The sequence below is a fragment of the Streptomyces sp. NPDC054813 genome, assembly GCF_053611365.1.
In genome coordinates this window covers 399,561-423,405 of the sequence record NZ_JBSHAF010000004.1, presented here as the reverse complement: position 1 = coordinate 423,405, position 23,845 = coordinate 399,561, and the positions used below count along the sequence as shown (strand labels likewise).

The following is a 23,845-nucleotide window of genomic DNA, read 5'->3' as shown; positions in this document are numbered from 1 at the left end:
AAACCCTGCCCATACGGCCCCGGAAGCGGGCCTGACCTGCGGCATCCCGTGAAAACGGATGGCTGCGGAGTGGGCGCCCCCGGCAGGACTCGAACCTGCGGCCAAGCGCTTAGAAGGCGCCTGCTCTATCCACTGAGCTACGGGGGCCGGCTGTGCTGGCCTCGTACGTACTGCCCCGGTCGGGCCGGTCCGTGACGTTGCCGGGGACAAGGATAGAACTCCCCGGTCCTCGTCCCGGTTGCTTCGCCTCCGTGGCTCAATGTGGAGGTTCAGTGAAGCGGTCCTGATAATCGCAGGCAGGTACGAATCGTGCATCGCTTTTGGCGCCTGAGGCACCGGGTGTTGTGCACTCGTTATGCCTGGACTGTGCCTCCGTCCCAGTCGTCCCTTCCGCCCGTTGTGTTCTGTCGGCGCGCAGACATGTCTATATGCTTCAGAATTCCCCTAAAATTGGGCATTCTTCGCATGTGGTGACCTTGGACGTACGGCCTCAGCTGCTCGACACACTCTCCGCTCTGCGCGACCGTGTCGCCGCCGCACGCTTTCCGTTGCCCCTGGCGGGGGCCGCACGCGCGCGTGCCAATCGCGACGAACTACTCGCCCAGCTCGACGACTATCTGGTGCCCCGGCTCAAAGAGCCCGAAGCGCCGCTTCTGGCCGTCGTGGGCGGATCGACCGGTGCCGGCAAGTCGACCCTCGTCAACTCTCTGGTGGGCCGCCGGGTCAGTGAGGCGGGTGTGCTGCGGCCGACCACCCGCACACCGGTCCTGGTCTGTCATCCGGAGGACCATCACTGGTTCAGCGGCATGCGTGTGCTGCCCGACCTCACGCGCGTGTGGGTACCGCACCAGGAGCCCGGCGACGACCCCCTCCTCCCCGGCGAGAACCCCGGGCGCGTGCTGCGCGTCGAGACCGTCGACAGCCTCCCGCGCGGACTCGCCCTCCTCGACGCCCCCGACATCGACTCCCTGGTCGTCGACAACCGTTTCCTCGCCGCCGAACTCATCTGCGCCGCCGACATCTGGGTGATGGTCACCACGGCCGCGCGCTACGCCGACGCCGTCCCCTGGCATCTGCTGCGCACCGCCAAGGAGTACGACGCCACCCTGGTGACCGTCCTCGACCGGGTCCCGCACACGGTCGTCTCCGAGGTCTCCCGGCAGTACGGCGCCCTCCTCACCAAGGCCGGGCTCGGCGAGGTACCCCGGTTCACGGTGCCCGAGCTGCCCGAGTCCGCCTGGGGCGGCGGGCTGCTCCCGGCCACCGCCGTCGCCCCGCTGCGCGCCTGGCTCCTGCAGCAGGCCCAGGACCCCGGCGCCCGCCGGCACACCCTGGCCCGCACCGCCCACGGCGTCCTCGACTCCCTCAAGGCCCGGCTGCCCGAGCTGGCCGGCGCCGCCGCCGCCCAGTACGCCGCGGCCCTGCGGCTGACCTCCGCCGTCGAGACGGCCTACGACAGCGAGCACGCGCGCGTGCGCGGTCGGCTGCAGAACGGCGCCGTCCTCGCCGGCGACGCCCTCAAGCGCTGGCGCGCCTTCCCCGTCGACTGCACCCCCGGCGAACTCCTGGACGCCCTGGTGGAGAGCCTCGCCGCGCTGCTGCTGTGCGCCGTCACCGCCGCCGACGAGCGCATCGACGACTCCTGGCGCCGCGAACCCGCCTCCGCCGCCTCCGGGCTCACCGACCGCGACCCCTCCCTGGAGAGCGCCGAGCACCGCATCGGCATCGCCGTCCGGCGCTGGCGGCGCGAGCTGGAGGAGTACGCCGACGACGAGGTGCGCGAGCTCGACCGCAGCGTCGCGCCGGACTCCGAGGGCGTCGCCGCCCTGGTGGCCACCGCGCTGCTCGGCGGGCGCCGCACCCGGGTGGCGGGGGAGCGGCTCGCCGAACGCATCGGCGCCCACGGCGCGCTGCGGCTGCGCGACCGGGCGGGACGGCTGCTCGGGGAGCACCTGGACCGCGTCATGCACACCGAACGCGAACGCCGGCTCGCCCCGTTGGACGCCCTGGACGTCCACCCCGAACCCCAGGCCGAACTCATCGCCGCCCTGTCCGTCCTCCAGAAGGAGAGGTGACCGGTGACCGCCGTCACTGACCACGACCACACAGATCACATGGAACGCATGGATCACACCGGTGACTACACAGGTGACCGCCCGAGTGACCACATCGGTGACTTCGAGACCGGCCTGACCGCGACGGACCCCGCGCCGGACGCGGGGCGGGCGCCGGGAGGAGAGGCGGGTCGGCAGCCGGGGCGGGCGCCGGGAGGAGAGGCGGGTCGGGAGCCAGGCCGGGAGCCTGGACGGGAATCCGCGCGGGAGCCCGGACGGGAGTCGGGACGGGAGTCGGGGCGGGAGTCCGGGCGGGTCCCTGGACGGGAGTCCGGGCCGGACCTCGTCCACGACCCCGGTCCGGACCCGGTGAAGGCCTCTGTGAAGGACACCGCGAAGGGCACCGTGATGGAGTCGGTCAGGGATTCGGGGAGGGACTCGGGGAAGGGTCCGGGGACGGGCGTGGAAACGGGCTCGAGGAAGGGCCCGGGGAGGGACTCGGCGGGTGGCTCGGGGAAGGGCTCCGGGCCGGACCCGAAGGACGCCGCCGCGAAGGACTCCGTACCGGACGGGTCCGAGGGCCGGCGGGACGGGACCGGGGCGGAGCCCGCGCACCCGGCCGAGGGCGCCGCCGACACCGAGACCGTGCCGCACGCGCGCGCCCGGGAGCAGCGCGAGCGGCGTGAGCCGGGCGGGCAGCGTGAGCCGGATGGGCAGCGTGGGCAGCGTGAGCCGGGCGACGACGACCCGGCCGCCGCCGCCGCCGCCGTCGACGACGACGGCGTCTGGGACGACGGCCTCATCGCCCGCCGGGTCACCGAGACCGCCAAACCGGCCGCCCCCGTCCTGGAGACCCGGGGTCCGGGCGCCCCGCCCCCCGCCCCGCTGGCCTACGACGGCAAGCTGCGCTCCCGCCTCGACGCGCTGCGCGAACTCGTCGGCCTGTCCCGCACCCGACTCGACAGCCAGACCCTCTCCGAGGCCGGCCGGGTCCTGGACGAGGCCGCGGCCCGGCGCCGGCTCTCCGGCCAGCACACCGTTATCGCCATCGCCGGAGCCACCGGAAGCGGCAAGTCACAGCTGTTCAACGCGCTCGCCGGAGTCGCCATCTCGGAGACCGGCGTACGGCGCCCCACCACCGCCGCGCCCATCGCGTGCAGCTGGAGCGACGGCGGCGCGGCCCTCATCGACCGGCTCGGCATCCCGGGCCGGCTGCGCCGCCGCCCCGTGCACAACCCGGAGGCGGACGCGCAGCTGCGCGGGCTGGTCCTCATCGACCTGCCCGACCACGACTCGGCCGTGGTCCAGCACCGTGACCACGTCGACCGGATCCTGAAGCTGGTGGACGCGGTGATCTGGGTCGTCGACCCCGAGAAGTACGCCGACGCGGTGCTCCACGAGCGTTATCTGCGGCCCCTGTCCGGTCACGCGGAGGTCATGTTCATCGTCCTCAACCAGACCGACCGGCTCCCCGGCGAGGCCGCCGACCTGGTCCTCGACGATCTGCGCCGGGTGCTCGACGAGGACGGTGTCGCGCTCGGCGAGTACGGCGAACCGGGCGCCACGGTGCTCGCGCTGTCCGCGCTCACCGGGGACGGCATCGGCGAACTGCGCGAGAGCCTCGGCCAGTTCGTCTCCGAGCGGGGCGCGGCGGCCCGCCGGGTCGCCGCCGACGTGGACGCCGCCGCGGCCCGGCTGCGGCCCGTGTACGCCACCGGGCGCCGCCCCGGGCTCAGCGAGGAGGCGCGCGACGACTTCGCCGCGCGGCTGGCCGACGCGGTGGGTGCCACCGCCGCCGGCGAGGCCGCCGAACGCGCCTGGCTGCGCAATGCCAACCGGGCCTGCGGCACCCCCTGGCTGCGGCTGCGGCGCTGGTACCAGGGGCGCGGCGAGCCGCCCACGGGGCGCCTGCAGCAGGCCCAGCCGGAGGAGGAGGCCACCGCGCGGCAGCGCGTCGAGCACGCGGTGCGCACGGTCTCCGACCGGGCCTCGGCCGGACTGCCGGCGCCCTGGGCGCAGGCGGTGCGGGAGGCGGCCGTACGCGGCTCGCAGGGCCTGTCGGAGGCTCTCGACGACCTGGCCGCACAGGCCGGGCTGCCACCGGGGCGGCCGCCCAGGCCGGGCTGGTGGCCGGTGGCGGTGCTCGCCCAGGCCGCCATGACGCTCCTCCAGGTGGTCGGCGGGCTGTGGCTGGTCGGGCAGATCGCCGGGGTGGTGGCGCCCAACCTGGGCGTGCCGGTGCTCCTGATGATCGCCGGGATCGTCGGCGGGCCGCTGGTCGAATGGGGCTGCCGGATGGCGGCCCGGGGACCGGCCCGACGGTACGGCCTGGAGGCGGAACGCCGACTGCGGGAGGCGGCGGCCGGATGCGGCCGGGCCCGGGTACTGGACCCGGTGGCATCGGAACTGCTGCGCTACCGGGAGGTACGGGAGCAGTACGGCAGGGTGACGCGGACGGGGGCCGGCGTGGGGTGACGCCGGCGGGGCGGGGTGGGGTGGGGTGATGTGACGTCGGCGGGGCGGGCTGAGGCCCGTCGCGGGGGACGCGGGTCACTCGTCGGGGTGGTGGGTTTTTCCACAGGCCGGCGGTGGTCCACAGCGCTCGGCGGGTCCGGCCCGGCGGCGGCAGTCTGGTCCCGCGGCGATCGCCACGAGGGCGGCCGCCGCGATGGACACAGCCGTACGGGACGGGCCCGTACGCGGATCCGCCCCGGCCCCGACGGCCGGGTGAGGGAGGGGTTCGTGATGAACGAGACGTTGGTCTGCGCGGTCGGCAACGTGGCGACGCAGCCGGTCTACCGGGAGCTGGCGGCGGGACCGTCGGCGCGGTTCCGGCTGGCGGTGACCTCGCGCTACTGGGACCGCGAGAAGAGCACCTGGACGGACGGCCACACCAACTTCTTCACGGTGTGGGCCAACCGGCAGCTCGCCACCAACGCGGCGGCCTCGCTGTCCGTCGGCGACCCGGTCGTCGTGCAGGGGCGGCTGAAGGTGCGCACCGAGACCCGGGAGGGCCAGCAGTGGACCTCCGCCGACATCGACGCGGTGGCGATCGGCCACGACCTCGCCCGGGGTACGGCGGCCTTCCGGCGGGCCGGGAAGCCGGAGACGGCGGCACCGGCACCGCCTCGCCCGGAGCCGAACTGGGAGACACCGGAGGAGTCCCCCGACACCCTCGCGCAACAGCAGCCGGAACCGGTGGCGGTGACGTGAACCGGAACCGGTGGCCGTGGCGTGAACCGGAACCGGTGGCGTAAACCGGAACCGGAACCGGTGGCGGTGGTGTGAACCGGAACCGCCGGTGGTGACGTGAAGTCGCCCCGGGCGTGGCGGCGTTCGCCATGGACTGCCCGAACTGCGGCCCATTGACCGTCCCTTGACGGCTTATCGGCGAATGCACTCCGAAGTGCCCGCCGCGACGGCCAGGTGGATTTGTCGATAAGCACTGCTCGTCCGGGGTTCCGCGATAACGATTACGGATCGGATCGCTCATCCGACCATCTCACCGGGAATGGGCGGTCCGGCTGATCCATAGGATGCCGGGCGTGGCCCCTGGGGTCGCTGATTCTGCTGGTGGGACCACCCCCCGCGTTCAAGGGGTCCTGCTCGAAGGGGAATTCTGTGCTCGCTGCGTTCTCTGGTCCCTCGGCGCCCGGCGCGTCCGCCAGGCACTCCGGTACGCCCGTGTCCGCGAGAGGCGTGTCCCGCCTCGCCGCAGCGGCACTGGCGGCCGGGCTGGTGGCCGCCGCCGTGCTGACCGGAGCCGGCCGGGCCGCGGCCGACGACGGGACCGGCCAGAGCCAGGGCGGGGCGACGGCGACCATAGGCGGCCTGAAGACCTACGGCGAGGCCGTCGTGCACGGCGGCAGCGGCGACGAGCAGGTGGCCGCGGGCCTGTTCGAGATGTCCGTGGACGGCGGCGGCATGCTCCAGACGTACTGCGTCGACCTCCACAACCCCACCCAGCGGGACGCCAAGTACCACGAGACGGCCTGGAGCGGCACCTCGCTGGGCGCCAACAAGAACGCCGGCAAGATCCGCTGGATCCTGCAGAACTCCTACCCGCAGGTCAACGATCTCGCCGCGCTCGCCCGCAAGGCCGGCGCCGGCACCCTCACCGAGCAGGACGCGGCGGCCGGCACCCAGGTGGCGATCTGGCGCTACTCCGACGGCGCGGACGTCGACGCCGTCGACCCGCAGGCCGAGAAGCTCGCCGACTACCTGGAGAAGAGCGCCCGCGGCCAGTCGGAGCCGCAGGCGTCGCTGACCCTGGACCCGCCCGCGGTCTCCGGCCGGCCGGGCGGCCTGCTGGGCCCGGTCAAGGTGCACACCAACGCGCGCACCGTCACCGTGATCCCGCCCGCCGACGCGGCCCTGACCGGCGTACGGATCACCGACAAGAGCGGAAAGCCGGTCACCGCGGCGCAGAATGGCAGCGAGCTGTACTTCAAGGTCCCTGACGACGCCACGGACGCGTCCGCCGAACTCACCGTCCAGGCGTCGACCACCGTCCCGGTCGGCCGCGCCTTCACCTCCGAGAGCCGCAGCCAGACGCAGATCCTGGCCGGCTCCAGCGAGTCCACGGTCGCCGCGACCGCGAACGCGACCTGGGCTGAGCAGGGCGCGATACCGGCACTGTCGGCCGAGAAGAACTGCGCCGCGGGCGGCGTGGACATCACCGCGGCCAACACCGGCGACCAGCCGTTCACCTTCGAGCTGATGGGCGCCGAGCACACCATCCCCGCGAACACCTCGCGGACGGTGACCATCCCGCTCCAGGAGGACCAGGCCTACGACTTCACGATCGCCGGCGCCAACAGCCTCGAACGGCGCTTCACCGGCGTCTTCGACTGCAGGACCCAGGCCGTCGAGAGCGGGCTCACCACCCAGACCCTGAGCGAGCCCAGCCCCGCCTCGGTCGGCGGCACCGCTTCCGACGTCAACCTCGCCGCCACCGGCGGTGACTCGGCGACCGGCGTGATCACGGGCGTCGCCATCGGCCTGGTGGTGATCGGCGGCGCGGTCCTGGTGATCCTCCGCCGCCGCGAGAACCCGACGGGCCACTGACCCCTGCGGAGGCGCCCCGCAGGGCAGTATGACCCCATGACCAAGTCACCCAGCGCCGCCTCCTCCGACTCGGTGCTGTCCCTGTGGTCGCAGGACTCGGTCCTGTCGATCGGCTCGGTGGGATCCGTGCTGTCCATCGGATCGGTCGGCTCGGCCCTGTCCGTCGGCTCGATCGGCAGCGCCCTCTCGGTCGGCTCGGCGCTGTCCGTGATCTCAGCATGCTCCTGGCTGAGCACAGGATCCCTCCTGTCGGCCCAGTCCCGCTGGTCGGTCCTGTCCTGGCGCTCCTCCCACGCCCTCTGCGCGGCCGGAGTCGTGGGCACGGCGGCAGTGACCGCCCTCCTACTCCACCGAACACTCCAGAAGCCGCCCACCGGCCTCCACTGAGCCACCACGCCCCCCAGCGCGCTGCATGCGGATGCGTGGGGCCTACGCCGGTGATCAACCGGCCGACACGCGCGGCGGAGGTGATGGGCGCAGTCGAGTGGACGCGGAAGCAGCGAATACCGCGATCCAGCATCGTCCCCGCCCGTAGTTCGCATCGAGGGGGTAAGCCCGTGCCACAGCGGTGCCGGAAGGAGCGGGGAATCATGGGGACTCGGGGACACTGACGGCTCCTCAGACTGACGTCAGCACGAGCAAGACTCCTACAGGTCAGCGCCCAACCCGCCCCACCTCGCTCCTGAAGCGGGTGTCGCAGGTTCGAATCCTGCCGGGGGCACAGAGAGAAGGGCACCTGCGGATGGCCGTAGGTGCCCTTTCGCATCCAGGTCTGCCGACCGGCTCACCCGGTGGATACGACACGGGCGCCAGGGGCCTGGCGGATGTCGACCCGGGTCTGACTGCGTCGCCAACGCCGTGGAGCTACTGGCGCCCGTCGCCCCGACCCTGACCTCCAGGCCGCGAAGGCTGCTTCCACCAAGGCGTCCCAGAATCACGACGACACCCTGCTACCGATCGACCGGATCGCCGCGGACCGCCACGGGTCCCCCGAACAGAGGCCCCGTCGTTACTGAAGCCATTGGGCCGTTCGAAGGAGTCGAGGCAGCGAGACAGCCAAGAGTGTCACGGACCGTCAGCTGCTTTTCCCCGGCTCTCAGCGTGATTCCAAGCTAGGACAGGGCCGGCCCCCAGGCCCCTCCCCCCGTATCAATGGCCCATACAAGGGAGAGTTACGGATATATCTGCATTTAGTAACGTGAATCGTGTCCTTCGTCTGGTGTCGCCGTGGAGGGCCACAGTGTGGGGCATCGGCACCGAGCCGGGAATTACGGATTGCACGGCTGGCCCCAACCAGGGCCGGTGTGCACGAACGTGAGGTGACAGATTCATGTCTGTTTCTCGTACGACGGTCCGCCTGATTGCCACCTGTGTGGCTTCGGGCGCACTCGTCGGCGCGGCCGCCATGCCGGCCCTGGCGGCCGGAGCCGGCCACGACCGCGACAACGGGAGGGGTTACTCGCACAGTCACAGGAGCGACCACGACCACGACCGCCACTTCGGCGACCGGGACCGGGGCCGGGGCTGGGGCCGGGGCTGGGACCGCGACCGGGACCGCGACCGGGACCGGGACCGCGACCGGGGCCGCGACCGGGACCGGGACCGGGGCGAGCACCACGGCTGGTACAGCGACCGGCACCGGGATCAGGACCGCTACCTCGGCCACCGCTAGGCCGCCTTGGAGGCTCTGCTGTGACGCGGAGGCCCATACCCGCTGCCACCCGTCGTCATAGCCGGCACGGCCGCTACACCCAGCGGAGGGCCGAAGACCGTTCCTTGCAGTCTTCGGCCCTCCGGCCGGGCTTCTGACATCCACGGCTGACATCAACGAGGCCGGACGGCGGCATACACCAGCACCCCCGCACGACCATCGGACCAGCCGCCGACGGCCCCAGGAGCGGGCGTGGATCGAACTCCTGAAGCGGTGTTCCCGAGGCGCGCGGTTACTCGGTCAACGCGGCGGAGGCTGTTCGATCGCGCCGCCCCGATGAGGCGTAGGGATGTAGCCCTTCGCCCCAGGTGGCAGATCGGCGAGGCACGCCTGGGAGCAGGCGTTGACCAATAGCGGCAGGACGTCGGTCGCCACCACCTGGGAGAGCCAAACCTGGTGAGGGCCCGTTGCCGAGATCGGCCCGGTGCAGACACTGCAGGTGCGGGCCGCGGTGGTGCCCCAGCGGAAGGGAGCCAGGCTGTCGAGGTCCAGGGCCGTATCGCCGGGCGGGAGGAGCCGCGGGAAGGGCGGCCGGTACTTGTGGTTGCCGTAGATCGAACGCGTGCTCACCGTGCTGTTCGCCAGCCGAGGGCACCGCGTGATTTCGTACGGGAACCAGTGCAGCCGCCGGGAAGTGTACGGGCTGAACTGCTCCAAGCTCGTCATGTCGCCGATCTCCGGAGGTATCCGCACCAGGTTGCTCCCGTACAGCACAAGGGTCCGCACCGCCGTCAGCCGCCCGATCGACGCCGGCAGCGTCACGATCTGCCGCCGCTCCTCAGGGCTCAGCTCCGGCAGCGGGCGGAATTCCTCCCGTCCGTCGGCCGCCGCCTCTTCGATCAGCTCCAGCAACCGGAGCCAGCCCGGAGACCTGGTGTCCTGGATCTCGGCGTGGAAGGACGTCACCGCGCCGGGGGAACTCGCCCGAACCTGGCCGAAGCAGTGGCAGCGGTCCTGCGGCACCCCGGGCCGGGAGTCCATCGCCTCGGGAAAACGGTTCGGAAAGACCTGCGCAGGGAGCTGTTCGTCCGTCATGGCGCAACGATAGGGACGCGGCATCCAGTGCGGCACCATCCGAACACCAGTGAACGCAAAGGACCCCTGGCCAGGTGGGGGGCTCCTTGGCCATGGCTGGCGGTCGAGGACAGATGTGCTGGACCGTCCCAGCAAGAAGTACCGCACCTGATGCCGCATCAGGACCCGCAATGCCCAGTGACGAGATCATTCACGGAACTGCGGCCAGAGTCGATTTCAAAGATCCCCCTCAGCCTCAGCGGCTCTGCGTTCCCTGCGCCGCGTTCATCCCGGACTCCAGTGGCACACGGGAGGCGGGTACTTCCGGGAGTCCAAGCCCTTCTGGGATTCCGTCAGCGTGGACGTTCCCGGCGGCTACACCCGGCGGGACAGGTGTCATCACGTAGAACCGTGGCAAGCACGGTGAGCTCTGCCGACGGAACCCGCGGGGCGCTCAGCTGATCGCTTCCGGCCCCCAGCGCTCAGGTCCCACTCCGCGCCAGTCGATCCACGAAGACTCCGCCACCTCCGCCGGATCGATCTCCAGCCCGGCCCGGCGGAGAAACTCCGCAACATCGACCACGTGGTGAGCCAGCCCGAGGACCTCACCGCCCACGTACACCCGTCTGCCGCCTGTGGGTGACGGCGGATGGACAATCACGCGGACCGGCCCACGCCTGCCTTGTGGGTCGTCTGGGACATGATCCCCCGTGTTGCAGCGCGTCATGAATGAACCCGCTCACTCATGTGTCCCTCTGGGCGTCCCAGGTGACGCAGTTCCCACCATGCTGCGGGGTGCGGGCGCTGCTGCTGCCAGTAGGGATGGAAGTACAGCTGAGTCGACAGCCGGTACAGACGCCGGCGCAGCTCGGTACGGCCCGGCCGCTCGGCGAGCTGCCGGTAGGTGGCACTCCACTCCCGCTGCGCCTGGGCGAGGTCGTCGGGGAACGATCGCATAGCCAGATTCAATCACGTGTTCGATTTCTGGGTCCATCGACGATGACCCGAGGGACGTCGGCGCAGCACACTTCGGTGGGGAGGCCAAGCCGTCGGCGATCAAGTCTGGGGCGGGCCAGCACGTGTGCGGGAGCTGGTTTCTCCGAGGGTGGGTTCTGGTGGCGCGCTTGGTGCAACCGTGTGGTGTTCCAGGTGCGTTGACCGGGCCTGAGGGGGCCAGCTAGTGGTGGAGCCTTCGGGGTAGCGCCGTGCGCGTCAGCAGGCACGGGCGCAGCGTGATGTCACGCAGGTGGCGGGGGACATGCTTGTGTGTCCGCCGCCGGTGCCGGGCCCGTCGGTGCAGTGGCCGGTGTGGGTGGGGGACGTGCCGCGGCGTTCCAGCCGCGTACGGCGATCCGGGACCAGGCCGATGAGGCGCGTCGCGAGGGCCGTGACGTGGTGCTCCCCGGGGCGGGCGGAGTGGGCAAGAGCCGGCTGGCGGCGTCCCTGGCCCGCCAGCTACGGGACCAGGAGCACACCACGGATGCCGGTCTGGACGTGCTGGTGTGGGCGAGAGCCACCGGCCCCGAACAGATCACCACCGCGTACGCGGAGGCAGCCGGGCAGCTGCATCTGTCCGGTGCCGACCGAGAGGGCGAAAGATTGTTCAGGGCCTGGGTTCGGCCAACAACACTCCGCTGGTGTCGAACCACCCGGCTACGCCACTGCGACGACCGTCCACTTCGCGATCACCGCGTCGGCGCGCATCACATGCGGGCGAGGATCTCCGCCTTCTTGGCCGCGAACTCTTCCTCCGAGAGGATGCCCGCATCCCGCAGTTCCGCCAGCTGCCGCAGCTGCTCAACGGGCGTACTCGCCTGCGGCGCGGGAGCCGCGGCCTGAACAGGGGGATTGATGGCAGGAGGAGGGGTCTGGCCGGGGGCAGGGACCTTTCCGAGCACCAAGTCGGTGAGCAGCGCCTTGATACCGGGAGCCGAGCCGTGCGGCACTCGGAACTCGATCGTGTTGCCCGAAGCCACCACCACGACCTTGGTGTACATCAGGCCGTCCCGCTTGGTCACCACGCTGGAGATGCTCTTGGCCGGGATCATCTCGGTACCCGCGTCGGAACTACGGACCCCCGTGGCCAGGAGCGACGCACCGCCGGTCAGGAAGCCCGCCGTGAGCTTCTTGGCGCTCATACCGCGGGCTCGGGCCCACTCGACACGGTCGTGATAGATGGCCACGTCGGCGTTCTTGCCGTCGATGTGGCTCTTGAAGATCATCAGCGCATTGCTGGACATCATGGTGCTCCTGATTTCCATGCGGCGTGGTACTTGCCGCCCGCCACTAGACACATACCGGGAAACGAAGGTTGTGCGAGCGCCGGCGGCACGTTCACGGCCACCCCGAAGCAGTCCCGTCCTCGGACAGGAGCAGTGCCGTCCAGGGCCGTCTCCGGGCCGTGTGAGGGCGACCGAGGCTGACGGGCAATCGCGGTCAGTGACAGACAGGCCACCGCCGCCACCAGCGAACCCCCAGGTCACAGCCCCCTGACCAAACGGGTTAACACCCAAGGCTGGACGTCAGGCAAGATGGGGTGTATCTGCCCACTGCCAGATTCAAGCTGCCGGACGGTTTCTCTTGGCTGAGTTCATTTACACCATGCGCAAGGCGCGCAAAGCGCACGGCGACAAGGTGATCCTCGACGACGTCACCCTGAGCTTCCTGCCGGGGGCGAAGATCGGCGTTGTCGGTCCGAACGGTGCCGGTAAGTCGACCGTGCTGAAGATCATGGCGGGTCTGGAGCAGCCGTCCAACGGCGACGCCTTCATCTCGCCCGGTTACAGCGTCGGCATCCTCATGCAGGAGCCCACGCTCACCGAGGACAAGACCGTCCTGGAGAACGTCCAGGAGGGTGTCGCCGAGATCAAGGGCAAGCTCGACCGGTTCAACGAGATCGCCGAGCTGATGGCGACCGACTACTCGGACGCGCTGCTCGACGAGATGGGCAAGCTCCAGGAGGAGCTGGACCACGCCAACGCCTGGGACCTCGACGCCCAGCTGGAGCAGGCCATGGACGCGCTCGGGTGCCCGCCCGGCGACTGGCCCGTCACCACCCTCTCCGGTGGCGAGCGGCGCCGCGTGGCGCTGTGCAAGCTGCTGCTGGAGGCCCCCGACCTGCTGCTCCTCGACGAGCCCACCAACCACCTCGACGCCGAGTCGGTGAACTGGCTGGAGCAGCACCTCGCCAAGTACGCGGGGACCGTGGTCGCGATCACCCACGACCGGTACTTCCTGGACAACGTCGCCGAGTGGATTCTCGAGCTGGACCGCGGCCGCGCCTACCCGTACGAGGGCAACTACTCCACCTACCTGGAGACCAAGGCCACCCGTCTCAAGGTCGAGGGCCAGAAGGACGCCAAGCGGCAGAAGCGCCTCAAGGAGGAGCTGGAGTGGGTGCGCTCCAACGCCAAGGGGCGCCAGGCCAAGTCCAAGGCCCGTCTCGCGCGGTACGAGGAGATGGCCGCCGAGGCCGACAAGATGCGGAAGCTGGACTTCGAGGAGATCCAGATCCCGCCGGGCCCGCGCCTGGGCAGCGTGGTCGTGGAGGTCGACAAGCTCAACAAGGCCTTCGGTGAGAAGGTCCTGGTCGACGGGCTGAGCTTCACCCTGCCGCGCAACGGCATCGTCGGCGTGATCGGCCCGAACGGCGCCGGCAAGACCACCCTCTTCAAGATGATCCAGGGCCTGGAGACGCCGGACGCGGGTGACATCAAGGTCGGCGAGACCGTCAAGATCTCCTACGTCGACCAGAGCCGCGCCAACCTCGACCCGAAGAAGACGCTGTGGGAGGTCGTGTCCGACGGCCTCGACTACATCAACGTCGGCCAGGTCGAGATGCCCAGCCGGGCCTATGTGTCCGCGTTCGGCTTCAAGGGTCCGGACCAGCAGAAGCCGACCGCCGTCCTCTCCGGTGGTGAGCGCAACCGTCTCAACCTGGCGCTCACCCTGAAGCAGGGCGGCAACCTGCTGCTCCTCGACGAGCCGACCAACGACCTTGACGTGGAGACCCTCAGCAGCCTGGAGAACGCCCTGCTGGAGTTCCCCGGGTGCGCCGTGGTCGTCTCCCACGACCGCTGGTTCCTGGACCGGGTCGCCACCCACATCCTCGCCTACGAGGGCGAGTCCAAGTGGTTCTGGTTCGAGGGCAACTTCGAGTCGTACGAGAAGAACAAGATCGAGCGGCTCGGCCCGGACGCCGCCCGTCCGCACCGCGCCACCTACAAGAAGCTGACCCGGGGCTGATCGGACTTGCGTCATCACTACCGCTGCCCCCTGCGCTGGTCCGACATGGACGCCTACGGCCATGTCAACAACGCGGTCTTCATCCGCTACCTGGAGGAAGCCCGTATCGACTTCCTGTTCCGGCCGGAAAAGGATTTCAAGCAGGGGTCGGTGGTGGCCCGCCACGAGATCGACTACAAACGGCAGCTCGTCCACCGGCACCACCCGGTGGACATCGAGCTGTGGATCACCGAGATCCGGGCCGCGTCGTTCACCATCACCTACGAGGTGAAGGACGACGACCTGATCTACGTACGGGCCTCCACGGTGGTCGTGCCCTTCGATTTCGAGACGGGCCGGCCGCGCCGGATCACCGCCGACGAGCGGGACTTCCTGGAGGAATACCGGGACGACAAGGAGGAGGCCGTCGCCGCATGACGGTGCTCCACCTCGCCGACGACGGGGAGGCGGCGGATCTCGCGGCCTTCCTCTCCCGGCTGCTCCACTACGACCGTTCGGCGGCGGTACGCCTCCAGGCGGCCGGCACCGCGCTGGCCGTCTTCGGGCGGCCGCCGTCCTTCGAGGTACTGGCGATCCGCGCGGTGCGGCTCGCCAAGCCGTACGAGCGGGGTCTCGACGTCACGCTCGATGTGACCGTCTCCGCGGGGGAGCTGCTGGAGTCGGTGGACGAGCAGGCCGCCACGGCGGGAGTGCCGGGGGCGGTCACCGGGCCGCCGTGGGCGGGCGTGCTGCCGCCCCGCGGTGGCTGGCTGCCCGAGCCCGGACTGCCCGCGCCGCGGGCGCTGCAGGCCACGGTGGCGGCCGCGGTGGGTGAATTCCGGTCCCGTACGGCGGAGTTGGCGCCGGAGGGCCGTACCCGGGCCGAACTCGACCGGATCGGGCGGGACATCTGGTCCCGGCCCGTGGGCGGCACCCGCCTTCCGGTACGGGCCGTGCACGCGGCCCAGTCGCTGCGCTTCCTGCGCCCGGCCGACGAGGCCGTGCTGCTCTCCGCGGGGGCGTGGCTGCGGCTGCGCACGCCGTTCGGGTCGATCGCCGTACGGCGGGCGGGACTCGGGGCGCTGGACGTCAGCGTCCGCTGAGCCGGCGCCCGCGGCCGGTCGGGGGTCAGTCCGGGGTGTTCACCATCGAGGCGGCCGCGTAGGTGAGGTAGTTCCAGAGGGTCTCCCGGTGCTCCTCGGAGAGACCCAGTTCGTCCACGGCCACCCGCATGTGCCGCAGCCAGGCGTCGTGCGCCGCCCGGTCCACGGTGAACGGGGCGTGCCGCATCCGCAGCCGGGGGTGGCCGCGGTTGTCGCTGTACGTCGTGGGGCCGCCCCAGTACTGCATGAGGAACAGGGTGAGCCGCTCCTCGGCCGGACCCAGGTCCTCCTCCGGGTACATCGGCTTGAGGAGCGGGTCCCCGGCGACGCCCTCGTAGAAACGGTGGACCAGCCGCCGGAAGGTCTCCTCCCCGCCGACCTGCTCGTAGAAGGTCTTCTCCTGAAGCGTGCCGCGCCGAATCTCTCTCACCCTTACATGGTCTCAGACGCGGTGACCGAGGACCCGAGGCTTAGGACCCGGTGCGGAGGCGGGGCTCTAGGGTGGACGCATGGGCGCCCACGACTCGGAGATCCTGGACATCGAGGGGCTGGCCGCGGTGGCACGGGGCGAGCTGGTGCGGGAGATCGACGCCGAGGGGGTCTGGGCGGCGGAGCCGGTGTGGCGGGAGGCCTTCGAGGCCGTGCCCCGGCATCTGTTCGTGCCGTACTACTACGTCGCCGGGGCGCGCGGCTATGAGCGCAGGTGGGGTGAGAGCGCCGATCCCGGGGCCCGGGAACGCTGGGTGCTGGGTGCCTACAAGGACGTTCCGCTGGCCACCCGGCTACGCGACGGCGAGCTGCTGTCCTCCAGCAGCCAGCCCTCGCTGATGGCGCGGATGCTGGTCGAGCTGCGGGTGGCCGACGGCGACCGGGTGCTGGAGATCGGCGCCGGGACCGGGTACAACGCGGCGCTGCTGGCCCATCGGCTCGGCGACGACGATCTCGTCACCACGGTGGATGTCGATCCGGAGATCACCGAGTCGGCGCGGCTGCATCTGGCCGCGGTCGGGCATCGGCCGGCCGTCGTCACCGGGGACGGGGCGCGGGGGGTGCCCGAGCGTGCGCCGTACGACCGGATCATCGCGACCTGCGCGCTGCCGAGCGTGCCGCGGGCGTGGGTCACGCAGTGCGTGGCGGGCGCGCGGATTCTCACGCCGGTCGCCACCGGGCTGCTGGCGCTGACCGTGCGGGGCGAGGGGCGCGCCGAGGGCCGGTTCCTGCCGTCGGCCGCGTTCTTCGTGCCGCTGCGCGGGGTGGAGCGGGCCGGCGCGGGGGATGTGAGCGGGGTGCCGTCCCGGGCGCTCGAGGACGAGCTGTTCCAGTTCCTGATGGAGCTGACTCAGGGGGTGCTCAGTCCTCGGGAGGCCCACGAGGTGTGGGAGCGGGCGGGGATGCCCGGCCGGCAGCGGTACGGGGTCACGGTGGCGGAGGACGGGGAGTGGGTGTGGCTGGACGACCGGGAGGGGCCGTGGGTCTGGCCTCTCCCGGTCTGAGCATCGGTCCTCGGCTGCGGGCCGGTGGGAGCTGGTCGCGCCCCACGCGGCGGCAGCCGCACATCGCTGCAGCCCGCGCCCCTGACGGGGCGCCACGACTCAGCCCCGTCGAACAGTGATCGTCGTCCAGGCGCCCACGTGCACCCGGTCCCCGTCCTGCAGCGGAACCGGGACGAACGGCTGGATCGGTTCCTCGCCGCCGTTCACCGTCGTGCCGTTCGTCGAGTTCTGGTCGACGACCGCCCAGCTGCCGTCCGGCTGCTGGACCAGGACCGCGTGCTGGTGCGAGACGCCCGGGTCCTCCGGCGGCACCGCCAGGTCGATGTCGGGGGTGTCACCGGTGGAGTGCCGGCGGCGGCCGATGGTCACCTGGTTCCCGGCGAGCGTGCGCTGCTGCTCGGGGGAGTACGCGGGCAGGTTGAGGCCGGCCGCCTCCGGGCCGGAGCGCTGCATCATCGCCATGAAGTAGTCGCGGTCCGGGCCGATCGTCGCCGTCCAGGTCGCCGGGCCCTGAGGGGCCTGCGGGAAGCCGGGACCGGCCGGGGCACCGGGCTGCGGGTAGCCGTAGCCGCCGGGACGGGCGCCCGGGGCGGGGGCGGCGGGCGCGCCGGGGCCGGCCGCCGGCGGGGAGATCACCCAGTCGTCGTCACCGCCGCCGAAGGACGGGCCACCGGCCGGGGGCCTGCCGGTCTCCGGCGGGAAGCCGGGCGGTGCGGGCGGAGCCGACTGCTGGAAGGCCCCGGGAGCGCCACCGCCGGACGGCGGCGGAACCGACGGCCGGGACGGGTCCCCGCCACCGAAGGGACCGGCGGCCGGGCCACCGGAGGGATCGCGGGTGAACGGCCCGGAGGCCGGGCCGGCGCCGGGGGCGCTGCCGAAGGCGGACGGCCCGCCGGCGTTCTGGCCCGGAGCACCACCGAACGACGGGGGCGGAGCCGAAGGACCACGCTCACCACCGAAGGGCGGCGGCCCGGACTGCCCCCGCTCACCACCGAACCCCGAAGGCCCGGGCTGGCCGCGGTCGTTGCCGAAGGCGGGCGGGCCGGACTGGCCGCGGTCGTTGCCGAAGGCCGGGGGAGCGGGCGGGGCGGCGGGGTCGCGGTCGCCGCCGAACGCCGGGGGTCCGGGCTGGCCGCGGTCGTTGCCGAAGGCGGGCGGGCCGGACTGGCCGCGGTCGTTGCCGAAGGCCGGAGGGGCCGGCGGACCCGACGGGCCGCCGCCGCGCTCGTTCGCGAACGGCGTCGGGCCCGAGGGCTCGCTGCCGAAGGAGGGGATCGGCTCGGCCGGACGGTTCATCTGGGAGGGACGCGAGCCCTGGTACTCGTACGAGTCGGTGTTGCCGCCGTACGACGGCGGGGTGGGCGGCCGGAAGGTCGGCGCGGCCGGGCCGCCGCCCGCGGGCGGGCGCGGGGCGGCCGGGGTGTACGAGGTGGCCGTGTTGGTCAGGAAGTTCCAGCGGCATTCCTCGCAGAACGGCGCACCGCCCTCCCGGGGCGTACGGCACTGCGGGCACAGCTCCGGCTCGTGCGCGTTCGGCACGGCCGACAGATGCCGGCCGCCGGCCGGGGCGCCGGGTGCGGGCGGCGGGAAACCGTAGCCGCCGGCGGTCGGCGGGGGCGGGGGCGGCGGGGGCACGGCACCGGCCATGCGGTGACCGCACACCTCGCACCAGTCGTCGGAACCCGACTGGTGTCCGTTCGGGCAGGTCGGCATGTCGGTGGTTCCCTCTCTGTCAGGTTCGTCCTGAGCCTGTCTGAGTGTCCTGCGTGTGCTGCTAGGTCACTTCTTTACACGAACAGTCTTTGTGGACCGTGTTTCGAGAGTCATCTCGTCGGCCTCCGCAACCTTCGCTTTCAATCGCACAGTACCTGTCGCGGCGTCGACCACGTCCACCACCTTCGCAAGCAGTTTCGCAGTATCCGCGTTCCCGGAGGCACTGGCGAGCTGAACGGCCCGGCCCAGTTTGGCCGTTGCTCCATCCATATCGCCCGCTTTGCGAAGATCCAGCCCTTGTTGGATGGCTTGTGCCAGTTCGGCCTGGCCGGTGTAGTGGGCGACTTGGGGGTTGATGGAGGTCGAGGCGACCATGTCGTCCGTCCACACCGCCCTGACCAGTCCCTGCGCGCCCAGGTTCTGGACGCTGCCGTCGGACTGCGGGACCACCAACGACACCCGGGCGGCGAGCATTTCCTGGCCGAGGCCGGCCGTGGGGACCTCCACGCAGACGTGGTAGTCGCGGGACTCGTCGCCCCAGGAGCCGGTCGGGTAGTCCCCGGCACGCGGCCCGGCCTCGGTGCGGCGGCCGGTCAACTCCTCGACGGTGGGCGCCACTTGCTTGACGAACTTGATGGTCGTGCCGACCGGGGTCCACAGCCGCAGCGCGACGTCCGCGACCTCCTTGCCCATCGCCGTCTCCATCATCTGCGTGAAGTCGGCGGCCAGACCCGTCGGGTCGGCGACGATGTCGGCGGTGCCGAGGAGCGCGGAGGCTATCCCTGTGACTTCTTTCACTTCCCAGTCGGTGCCCACGCCGCGGGCGTCACAGGTGAACCGTCCGGCGCAGGAGTCCAGGGCGGCTCTGAGGTCCTCCGGCGACTCGTGCTCGTTGCGGCCGTCGGTGAGGAGGATGCCGTGCCGGATCGCGACGTCCGCCGAGGACAGCAGCCGGTCGGCCAGCCGCAGCCAGGTCCCGATCGCCGTACCGCCGCCCGCGCTCAGCCTGCGCAGTGCCTGCTTGGCCTGGTCCCGGGTGGTGCGGTCGGCCACCGCGAGCCGGCCGCCGCCCGGGTAGACCTCCTTGGCGACGTGCGTGCCGCCGATCACCGCGAAGTGGGTGCCGTCGCGCAGGGTGTCGATCGCGGCCGCCGTGGCGTCCCGGGCGTTGCGCATCTTGGTCGGCGGGTAGTCCATCGAGCCCGAGCAGTCGACCATGATCGCCACCCCGGCGGCCGGCCCCTGCCCGGGTGCGTACGACGTCCCGACCACGCTGCCGACGGTGCCGCCGCCGGTCGACGTCACCGTGACGATCGCGTTGACGTCGCGGCCGCCGTCCGGCAGGTACTCGTTCTGGTAGACGTCCACCGAGAACTGCGGCACGTTCGACTTCGAGAAATTGGCCATGACTGCTCCGGTCCCCCTCCACCCCACGCGTGGTGGGTGCTGACGGTGTGCGGACCGGTCCCCTCCGGTCCGCCGGTGTTTCCCTGTGCTGCCCCGTGCCCCGTGCCCCGTGCACCGCTCCTGATCCCCCGTTTACGGCCGTTTTGCGCGGCCTCAGGCGGATCCTGCCCCCTGCGGCGGTGCCGGGAACGGGAGCAGCGCCACTGTTACGTTGTCGTGGCCCCCGCCGTCCAGGGCATGGCCGACCAGGACCCGGGCCGCGTGCAGCGGTCGTACGGCCGCGTCGGCGGGGACGACCTCGGACATCTCCTCGGCCGACTCCGCGTAGTTCCACAGGCCGTCCGTGCACACCACCACCACACCAGGCCGGTCCGGCTTGAAGGAAGCGGTGTGCGGCTCCAGTTCGTAGGCGTCCGCGCCGAGCCAGCCGGTGATCGCGTGGGCCCGTTCGTCGGCGTACGCCTCGGCCTCGCTCATCAGTCCCGCGGCCACCATCTGTGCCGCCCAGGAGTCGTCCTCGGTGAGCCGGGCCGGCGGTGCGCCGCGGTCCACCGGCACCCAGTAGGCGCGGCTGTCGCCGACCCAGCCGACCACCAGCAGGCCCGCGGTGACGATCGAGGCGACGATCGTGCACGCCGGGGCGTTCTGGTGCGGGCTGTGCTCGCGGGCCGTCGGAGGCTCCTCGGCGAGGGCGTTGACGGCCTGGGAAGCGATGACGATCGCCTCGTGCATCGCCTGCTGCGGATGCGTGCCCTGCGGCAGTGCGGCCAGCAGCGCGTCGCTCGCGGCCCGGGAGGCGGCCAGCGAGGCCTCGTCGGGGCGGGTCGCCGAGGAGACGCCGTCGCAGACCACCGCGAGCATCGCCGGGGTGCCGTCGGGCAGCGCGGTGTGGGCGACGGTGAACGCGTCCTCGTTGCGGTGGTGGCGCAGCCCGCGGTCGCTGACGGCGGCCACCGGGCCCACCTCCTGCTCCATATGGTCGCGCTCGCGCGGCTGGGCGTGCCCGCAGTTCTCGCAGTAGCCGTCGTCGTCGACCTGGCCCGCCCGGCAGGCCACGCACACCTTCGGCAGCTCCGTGGTCTCGGCGCTTTCGGCGCTCTCGGTGGTCTCGGTGTTCTCCGCGGCGGAGGTGGCCAGCCGCGGGTCCGGCGCCTGCAGCGCGTAGTCCTCGTCGGGCTCCGGCGGCCGGTCGAACCGCACCCCGGAGGCCGGCGACACCGGCGAGCCGTGCGGCGGCGAACCCGGCAGCGGCTTGCCGCCCGAGTCCGTGCCGGGCAGGTCCGTCGGCAGATGCGGGGCCGACGGCGGGCCGGAGCTGTCCGGCTCGGGCGGTGGCCAGGCCACGCCGGAGGCGCCCATGGTGAGGGTCGGGTGGTCCTGCGGCGCGGCGGGCACGGCCGACAGGTCGTACCCGCACGCACCGCAGAACAGGTCACCCGATTCGAGCGGCTCCGCGCAGCTCGGGCACTTGGCCGGTGCGGCCTGCTGGGGCATCTGCGACATCAACTACACCCACGTCCGGGGGCGGTAACGGTTGGCCCGTTCCACCAGGTCGATCCTCTCCTCACCGCCGGTCGCCAGTCTGGCCAGCGTGCGGTACGAGCGCTCCAGGCCGAAGCGGAGGCCCCGCTCGTCCAGACCGCTGCCGAGCAGCACCCGGCCGCCGACGACGGGCTGGGAGTCCTGGCCTCCGGAGAGTATCCAGTCCAGCGCGCAGCCGAGGACTTCCGCCGACAACTGCTCGCGCCGTGCCGGATCCAGACCGTACGCGTCCAGCGCCTCGATCTGCCCGGCGGCGGCCGTCAGATCGTCCAGGAACGGCGTGTCGTCGGGCGTCCCGGTCCGGTGCCGCAGCCGCGCCCGTACGGCAGCCACCCGGGCCGCCGTGTAGTGGATCGACGCCTCCGGCACCGATTCCAGGGTACGCACCGCACCGCTCCGGTCCCCGGCCGCCAGCTGCACCCGGGCCAGACCGAAGGCGGAGCTGACGAAGCTCGGGTCGGTCGCCCACACCAGCCGGTAGTACTCGGCCGCGTTGTCCAGCTGGCCGAGCACCTCCGCGCACAGGCCGAGCGCCAGCTTGGGCGTGGTCTCGCCCGGGAAGGCGTCGTAGATCGCGTCGAAGGACAGCGCCGCGCCCTCGAAGTCCCCGGTGACCAGGGCGGTCACGCCCCGGTACCAGACCACCCGCCAGTCGTCGGGCTGCTCCTCCTCCAACTCGCCGAGGGTCACCAGCGCGGCCTCGAAGTCGCCGTTCTCCAGCCGGGCGCGGATCTGGCGCAGCCGGGTCTCGACCGTCTGCGTCGGTGCCGCGGCCAGTGCGCTGAGCAGGCTGACCTCGCCGGCGCCCGAGGTCGTGAGCCCCGCCAGGAATCCGGCGTTCGGGTCGTTCGGGTCGACCATCGGGACCGGCAGGGCGAGCGCGGCGGCCGGGGTGGGGACGGGCCGCACCAGGGCGGGGGAGACCGGGGCCGCAGCGCCGGCCGGGGCGCCCGCCGGGCGGCCGTCGCCGGCCGGGGTTCCGGCCGCTCCCGGTGGCTCCAGTGCGAGCGTTCTGGAGGCCACCGCCCGCGCCCCCAGCCGGGACACGTCACCGGCCAGCTTCGGGAACAGCTCCGTGTCCGTGACCTTCACCTCGGGCCCGAACAGCGTCGACAGGGCGGGCCGGGCCTTGCCGGTCTGCACCGACACGACCTCGCGCAGCACCCCCGTCAGCTGCTCGGCCATCTCCTGCGCGGAGGCGAACCGGCGGGCCGGGTCGGGATCGGTGGCCCGGACCAGCAGCCGGTAGAAGGACTCGTACTGCCGGAACACCTCGATGTTGTCCGGGTCGGGCAGGGAGTCCACGAAGACGGTCGTGTAGCCCTGGAAGTCGAAGGTGAGGACCGCGAGGGTGCGGCCGACCGTGTACAGGTCGGAGGCGACCGACGGGCCGACCTCGGCGACCTCCGGGGCCTGGTAGCCGACCGTGCCGTAGATCGCCGACTCGTCGTCGTCCATGCGGCGCACCGCGCCCATGTCGATCAGCTTGAGCTGGTCCTCGGTCTGGATGGCGTTGTCGACCTTGAAGTCGCAGTACAGCAGGTTGCGGCTGTGCAGATGGCCGAGGGCTTCGAGCGCCTCGATGCCGTAGGCACAGGCCTGCTCCACCGGCAGCGGGTCGCGGCGGCCCTCCGGGGTACGCCGGTCGTTGGCGATCTCCTTGAGGGACTTGCCGCCGACGTACTCCATGACGATGTAGCCGTCGAGCGAGCCGGTGCGCTGGTCCAGATGCTCCACGAAGTTGTAGATCCGCACGATGTTGGCGTGCTCGATCTCCGCGAGGAACCGGCGTTCGGAGATCGCGGCTTCCATCGCGTCCTGGTCGCCGGTGTCCAGCAGGCCCTTGAGCACCACCCAGCGGTCGGACACGGCCCGGTCCACGGCCAGGTAGATCCAGCCCAGGCCACCGTGCGCGATACAGCCCACGACCTCGTACTGGCCGTGCACGACGTCCCCGGCCTTCAGCTTGGGCACGAACGAGTACGGGTTGCCGCACTTGGTGCAGAACCCCTCGGTGCGGCCCGGCCGGTCACCGCGGGCCCGCCCGACCGGCGCCCCGCAGTCCGAGCGCGAGCAGAACCGCTTCCGCTCGGGCACCTCCGGGTTCTCGAGGACCATCTCGCGCGGGTCCGGCTTGGGCACCTGCGGGACCGTGACCAGCCCCGCGCCCAGCCGGCTGCGCCCCGACCCGCTCGTCGACGAACCGGAGCTGCGCACCGACACCGAACGGCCCGTCGGCTTGCCCGACAGGGACCGCGAGAGCCGCCCGGAGACCGAGCGCCGCGACTTCGACGACTGCGACGACGTACGCGAACTGCGGCTGCTGGAGCGCGAACTCCCGCCGCTCGACGAGCCCCGGCCGCCGGCAGTGATCCCGGTGGGCGGCGAACCGACCATTCCGCTCGCCGAGACGACCGGGGCCAGACCGCAGGTGTCGCAGTACAGCTCACCGCCGCCGACGTCCTCGTACGTCCCCTCGCAGTCCGGCCGCTGGCACGTCTGTCCCGCCTGACTCAT

The 23,845-nt window shown here is 71.9% G+C and carries 19 protein-coding genes, 1 tRNA gene and 1 pseudogene; 11 read left to right on the top strand and 10 right to left on the bottom strand.

The window, feature by feature from the left end; genetic code table 11:
* Positions 1–74 precede the first annotated feature (74 nt).
* Positions 75–147, bottom strand: a tRNA-Arg gene (locus ACWGJB_RS10380).
* Positions 148–467: 320 nt separating this feature from the next.
* Here ACWGJB_RS10380 and ACWGJB_RS10375 point away from each other — a divergent pair.
* The 7 genes and pseudogenes from ACWGJB_RS10375 to ACWGJB_RS10345 all read left to right on the top strand — a co-directional run bounded on the left by ACWGJB_RS10375 (position 468) and on the right by ACWGJB_RS10345 (position 8,793).
* The gene (locus ACWGJB_RS10375; protein WP_453379757.1) at positions 468–2,075 is read left to right on the top strand and encodes a dynamin family protein; all 1,608 of its coding nucleotides are present in this window, start codon (positions 468–470) and stop codon (positions 2,073–2,075) included.
* 3 nt (positions 2,076–2,078) lie between these two features.
* Complete coding sequence (locus ACWGJB_RS10370) at positions 2,079–4,529, top strand: GTPase (protein WP_453379756.1); 2,451 nt, start codon at positions 2,079–2,081, stop codon at positions 4,527–4,529.
* A gap of 270 nt (positions 4,530–4,799) precedes the next feature.
* Positions 4,800–5,267 (top strand): single-stranded DNA-binding protein, encoded by a 468-nt coding sequence (locus ACWGJB_RS10365; protein ID WP_453379755.1) that lies wholly within the window; start codon positions 4,800–4,802, stop codon positions 5,265–5,267.
* A 471-nt stretch (positions 5,268–5,738) separates the two neighbouring features.
* Positions 5,739–7,121, top strand: coding sequence for a Cys-Gln thioester bond-forming surface protein (locus tag ACWGJB_RS10360; protein ID WP_453379754.1), 1,383 nt, complete (start codon positions 5,739–5,741; stop codon positions 7,119–7,121).
* A gap of 36 nt (positions 7,122–7,157) precedes the next feature.
* Complete coding sequence (locus ACWGJB_RS10355; protein ID WP_453379753.1) at positions 7,158–7,508, top strand: hypothetical protein; 351 nt, start codon at positions 7,158–7,160, stop codon at positions 7,506–7,508.
* Between the two features lie 459 nt (positions 7,509–7,967).
* Positions 7,968–8,101, top strand: a pseudogene (locus tag ACWGJB_RS10350) (IS5/IS1182 family transposase); the annotation flags it as partial.
* A 350-nt stretch (positions 8,102–8,451) separates the two neighbouring features.
* Complete coding sequence (locus ACWGJB_RS10345; RefSeq protein ID WP_453379752.1) at positions 8,452–8,793, top strand: hypothetical protein; 342 nt, start codon at positions 8,452–8,454, stop codon at positions 8,791–8,793.
* Positions 8,794–9,072: 279 nt separating this feature from the next.
* Here ACWGJB_RS10345 and ACWGJB_RS10340 read toward each other — a convergent pair whose 3' ends face one another.
* From ACWGJB_RS10340 to ACWGJB_RS10325, 4 genes are all read right to left on the bottom strand, one after another.
* On the bottom strand, positions 9,073–9,867 hold the full coding sequence (locus ACWGJB_RS10340) for a leucine-rich repeat domain-containing protein (protein WP_453379751.1): 795 nt from the start codon (positions 9,865–9,867) through the stop codon (positions 9,073–9,075).
* A gap of 433 nt (positions 9,868–10,300) precedes the next feature.
* The gene (locus tag ACWGJB_RS10335; protein WP_453379750.1) at positions 10,301–10,573 is read right to left on the bottom strand and encodes a hypothetical protein; all 273 of its coding nucleotides are present in this window, start codon (positions 10,571–10,573) and stop codon (positions 10,301–10,303) included.
* Entirely contained in the window at positions 10,570–10,803 is a 234-nt protein-coding gene (locus ACWGJB_RS10330) for a hypothetical protein (protein WP_453379749.1), read from the bottom strand. The genes ACWGJB_RS10335 and ACWGJB_RS10330 overlap by 4 nt, the downstream gene beginning before the upstream one ends.
* 746 nt (positions 10,804–11,549) lie before the next feature.
* Complete coding sequence (locus ACWGJB_RS10325; protein WP_453379748.1) at positions 11,550–12,089, bottom strand: SHOCT domain-containing protein; 540 nt, start codon at positions 12,087–12,089, stop codon at positions 11,550–11,552.
* Between the two features lie 337 nt (positions 12,090–12,426).
* Here ACWGJB_RS10325 and ettA point away from each other — a divergent pair, with 337 nt between their 5' ends.
* From ettA to ACWGJB_RS10310, 3 genes are read left to right on the top strand one after another with little or no spacing between them, the layout of a single operon-like run.
* Entirely contained in the window at positions 12,427–14,091 is a 1,665-nt protein-coding gene (gene ettA / locus ACWGJB_RS10320) for an energy-dependent translational throttle protein EttA (RefSeq protein WP_360483682.1), read from the top strand.
* A gap of 6 nt (positions 14,092–14,097) precedes the next feature.
* On the top strand, positions 14,098–14,508 hold the full coding sequence (locus ACWGJB_RS10315) for an acyl-CoA thioesterase (protein WP_351690947.1): 411 nt from the start codon (positions 14,098–14,100) through the stop codon (positions 14,506–14,508).
* The gene (locus tag ACWGJB_RS10310) at positions 14,505–15,173 is read left to right on the top strand and encodes a hypothetical protein (RefSeq protein ID WP_453379747.1); all 669 of its coding nucleotides are present in this window, start codon (positions 14,505–14,507) and stop codon (positions 15,171–15,173) included. Before ACWGJB_RS10315 ends, ACWGJB_RS10310 begins: the two co-directional genes overlap by 4 nt.
* 25 nt (positions 15,174–15,198) lie before the next feature.
* On the opposite strand, the gene ACWGJB_RS10305 is transcribed toward ACWGJB_RS10310, so the two are convergent.
* A complete protein-coding gene (locus ACWGJB_RS10305; RefSeq protein ID WP_351935380.1) occupies positions 15,199–15,603 on the bottom strand; it encodes a globin in 405 nt (134 codons plus the stop codon).
* A 79-nt stretch (positions 15,604–15,682) separates the two neighbouring features.
* Here ACWGJB_RS10305 and ACWGJB_RS10300 point away from each other — a divergent pair, with 79 nt between their 5' ends.
* Entirely contained in the window at positions 15,683–16,666 is a 984-nt protein-coding gene (locus ACWGJB_RS10300) for a methyltransferase domain-containing protein (RefSeq protein ID WP_453379746.1), read from the top strand.
* Positions 16,667–16,765: 99 nt separating this feature from the next.
* Here the strand turns inward: ACWGJB_RS10300 and ACWGJB_RS10295 are convergent, their stop codons facing one another.
* The 4 genes from ACWGJB_RS10295 to ACWGJB_RS10280 all read right to left on the bottom strand — a co-directional run bounded on the left by ACWGJB_RS10295 (position 16,766) and on the right by ACWGJB_RS10280 (position 23,845).
* Positions 16,766–18,379, bottom strand: a complete 1,614-nt coding sequence (locus tag ACWGJB_RS10295) for an FHA domain-containing protein (protein ID WP_453379745.1) — start codon at positions 18,377–18,379, stop codon at positions 16,766–16,768.
* A 66-nt stretch (positions 18,380–18,445) separates the two neighbouring features.
* The gene (locus tag ACWGJB_RS10290) at positions 18,446–19,786 is read right to left on the bottom strand and encodes a vWA domain-containing protein (RefSeq protein ID WP_453379744.1); all 1,341 of its coding nucleotides are present in this window, start codon (positions 19,784–19,786) and stop codon (positions 18,446–18,448) included.
* A 153-nt stretch (positions 19,787–19,939) separates the two neighbouring features.
* On the bottom strand, positions 19,940–21,292 hold the full coding sequence (locus tag ACWGJB_RS10285) for a PP2C family serine/threonine-protein phosphatase (RefSeq protein ID WP_453379743.1): 1,353 nt from the start codon (positions 21,290–21,292) through the stop codon (positions 19,940–19,942).
* Positions 21,293–23,845 carry a tetratricopeptide repeat protein gene (locus ACWGJB_RS10280; RefSeq protein WP_453379866.1) on the bottom strand — a complete coding sequence of 851 codons (2,553 nt, stop codon included), beginning with the start codon at positions 23,843–23,845 and terminating at the stop codon, positions 21,293–21,295.

Excerpts from the sequence above, each read along its gene's own strand:
- ACWGJB_RS10300 (WP_453379746.1), top strand. The coding sequence starts at position 15,683 with ATGGGCGCCCACGACTCGGAGATCCTGGACATCGAGGGGCTGGCCGCG.
- ACWGJB_RS10345 (WP_453379752.1), top strand. The coding sequence starts at position 8,452 with ATGTCTGTTTCTCGTACGACGGTCCGCCTGATTGCCACCTGTGTGGCT.
- ACWGJB_RS10340 (WP_453379751.1), bottom strand. The coding sequence starts at position 9,867 with ATGACGGACGAACAGCTCCCTGCGCAGGTCTTTCCGAACCGTTTTCCC.
- ACWGJB_RS10295 (WP_453379745.1), bottom strand. The coding sequence starts at position 18,379 with ATGCCGACCTGCCCGAACGGACACCAGTCGGGTTCCGACGACTGGTGC.
- ACWGJB_RS10365 (WP_453379755.1), top strand. The coding sequence starts at position 4,800 with ATGAACGAGACGTTGGTCTGCGCGGTCGGCAACGTGGCGACGCAGCCG.
- ACWGJB_RS10280 (WP_453379866.1), bottom strand. The coding sequence starts at position 23,845 with ATGAGTCAGGCGGGACAGACGTGCCAGCGGCCGGACTGCGAGGGGACG.
- ACWGJB_RS10325 (WP_453379748.1), bottom strand. The coding sequence starts at position 12,089 with ATGATGTCCAGCAATGCGCTGATGATCTTCAAGAGCCACATCGACGGC.
- ACWGJB_RS10335 (WP_453379750.1), bottom strand. The coding sequence starts at position 10,573 with ATGACGCGCTGCAACACGGGGGATCATGTCCCAGACGACCCACAAGGC.
- ACWGJB_RS10310 (WP_453379747.1), top strand. The coding sequence starts at position 14,505 with ATGACGGTGCTCCACCTCGCCGACGACGGGGAGGCGGCGGATCTCGCG.
- ACWGJB_RS10355 (WP_453379753.1), top strand. The coding sequence starts at position 7,158 with ATGACCAAGTCACCCAGCGCCGCCTCCTCCGACTCGGTGCTGTCCCTG.
- ACWGJB_RS10290 (WP_453379744.1), bottom strand. The coding sequence starts at position 19,786 with ATGGCCAATTTCTCGAAGTCGAACGTGCCGCAGTTCTCGGTGGACGTC.
- ACWGJB_RS10330 (WP_453379749.1), bottom strand. The coding sequence starts at position 10,803 with ATGCGATCGTTCCCCGACGACCTCGCCCAGGCGCAGCGGGAGTGGAGT.